General features: G+C 50.7%; 1 protein-coding gene and 1 pseudogene. Both read right to left on the bottom strand.

All coding sequences use genetic code 11. The features are described from left to right. Nucleotides 1-1,008: AMP-binding protein (locus tag ACYC56_RS14560; RefSeq protein ID WP_461374892.1), on the bottom strand; the 1,008-nt coding region annotated here is incomplete at its 3' end. Nucleotides 1,009-1,163: 155 nt separating this feature from the next. Next, nucleotides 1,164-2,697: pseudogene (locus ACYC56_RS14555) on the bottom strand (sodium:solute symporter family transporter). Between the last annotated feature and the right edge of the window lie 62 nt (nt 2,698-2,759).

Below are 2,759 nucleotides of genomic sequence, written 5' to 3'. Positions count from 1 at the left end.
CAGGCTGGTGGCTCCGGCGGAGAGAGGGCCATAGACGATGTAACTGTGTCCGGTTACCCAGCCGATATCAGCCGTACAAAAGTGGGTCTGCTCTTGGTGATAATCAAAAATCCATTTAAAAGTCAAATTAGTGTAAAGCATATACCCGCCGGTAGTATGGAGCACCCCTTTGGGCTTGCCGGTCGATCCCGAAGTATAGAGAATAAAAAGAGGGTCTTCGGCATCCATCACTTCCGGTTGGCAGTAGTTGGTGATATCCGGGGCGTTTATCGCATCATGCCACCAGATATCCCGGCCGGCTTGCATTTCTGTCTTCCCGGCCCGGTTGACGACAATCATTTTCTCTACCGTAGGACATTCCTTAAGGGCTTGATCGGCATTGGTCTTGAGCGGCACCAGTTTACTGCCCCGCAGGCCGTTGTCGGCGGTGATTACCATTGAAGACTGGCAATCCTGAATCCGGTCCCTGAGGGAGGTGGGGCTGAAGCCACCGAAAACTACACTATGGATGGCCCCGATCCGGGCACAGGCCAGCATGGCGATGGGCAGTTCCGGGATCATGGGCAGGTAGATGGTCACCCGGTCCCCTTTTTTGACCCCGTGTTTACTAAGCGCATTGGCGAACCGATTGACCTCTATGTATAGCTGTTGGTAAGTGTAGGTTTTATAACTTCCGTCATCACCTTCCCAAATAATGGCCGCCTTGTTGCGTGTCGCCGAAGTGATCTGGCGATCCAGACAGTTATAAGAGGCGTTAAGCTTGCCGTTTACAAAAAATTTGATATAGGGTTTTTCAAAGTCCCAGTCCCAGACCTTGTCCCATTTCTTGTACCAGCTGATATGCTCTTCGGCCATCTTGGCCCAGAAATCTTCCGGGTTTTCCACAGACCATTTATAAATCTTTTCATATTCGGCCATACTTTTTATATGGGCCTGGGAACTGAATTCTTTTGGTGGAGGGAAAGTTCGTTCTTCGGAGCTCAATACTCGAATACTTTCCTGGGTCATAACGTGATTCCTCCTTTAAAAATGAGATGAAGGTTCAAAAAACAATTTAAGCCGGTCATGGCGAGGGCGTAGCGACGAAGAAATTCGTAAGCTACGCTCGGCCCGCCCTGAAGTTATCATGGAGTTATAAGGGACTTCTGGCCTGTGCGTCAAATTTATTCTGCACCAACTCCCAGGTAGGTTCTTACCAGGGTCCCTTCAAACTTGGCTTCCGCTTCCTTATCCGGCAACACCAAAGAAATGATAATAGCTACGACAAAGGCCAGAGTCATGGAAATAATGGCCGGGTTTCTCAAAGGAAAGATGGCTTCCTTGTTTTTTAAGACATCCACCCAAACCGTGGGACTGAGGAAAATCAAAACACAGGCCGTAACCGAACCGATAATTATGGCCCAGACCGCCCCGGCGGTAGTGAATTTTTTCCAGACGATGGAAAGGAAAATGGCCGGAAAGGGACCACTGCAGGCAATGGCAAAGACCCACCATGTAGGCCACATTTTGACCTTTAAAGGCGATCCCTATTAAAATGGCGCCAATGCCGAAGATAATGGTTGAAATACGGGCCACCTTGACCTGTTCACCCTCGGTGGCTTGCCCGCTTTTGAACACATTGAGATAGAGGTCATGGGCCATAGCCGAAGCGGCGGCCAGGGTCAGGCCGGAGACCACGGCCAGGATAGTGGCAAAGGCCACGGCGGAGATAAAGCCCATAAAGGGGTTCCCGCCGAGTAATTCGGCCAGGAGCGGGGCAGCCATATTTCCACCTTTATCAATTTTAGTAATGAGGTCCTTACCCACCAGGACGGCGGCAGAAAAACCCACGATGGGGATGATGCAATAGAAATAGCCGATAAAGGTGGTGGCCCACATGACCGATTTCCGGGCCGCTTTGGCATCGGGAACGGTATAAAAACGCATCAAAATATGGGGCAGGCCCAAAAGGCCCAACATCAGGGCCAGGCCCAGAGAAATGGCGTCTATGGGATTACTGACCAGACCGCCGGGATTGAGCATCTTGATGCTGTACATCTTTTGAACTTCTCCATAAAGGACCCCCGGATTAAAGTTGAAATGAGACATGGCGATCAGCATTAGGGCCGTAACCCCGCCCAACAGTAAACAGGCCTTGATGATCTGGACCCATGTGGTTGCCAGCATACCGCCGAAGAGAACGTACATGAGCATAACCGCCCCGACGATCACCTCAGCCAGTTCATAAGGCAGACCGAACATGAGCTTAATCAGGTTTCCAGCCCCGACCATCTGAGCCGTGGCATAAGTCAACAAAACCAAAATGCCGCCAATGGCCGCGGCCACACGGATGGGCTTTTGTTTTAAGCGGTAAGCAACCACATCGGCAAAGGTGAATTTTCCTAAATTCCGAAGAGGTTCGGCCATCAGGAACATCAGGGCCGGCCAGCCCACCAGCCAGCCGCAGGCATAAATCATACCGTCATAGCCTTTCAAAGAGGTCATGCCGGCGATCCCCAGAAAGGAGGCGGCGGACATATAGTCGCCGGCCAGGGCCACCCCGTTCTGGAACCCGGTTATACTCCGCCCGGCAGCGTAATATTCTTTAGTGGTCTTGGTTCGTTTGGCTGCCCAATAGGTAATGAGCAGGGTAAAGGCAATAAAGACAATAAAAAAGATAATCGCAGTGGCATTGGTAGTACCAACGGCAGTTTGCATAGTTCCTCCTCCTTATAACATCGTTATAACATCGTTTTTTTAATGGCATCGACTTCTTTGTC

It is taken from the genome of Candidatus Aquicultor sp., from assembly GCF_054640775.1.
The sequence above is the reverse complement of the archived record's forward strand: the minus strand, read 5'-3'. Positions and strand labels throughout refer to the sequence as shown.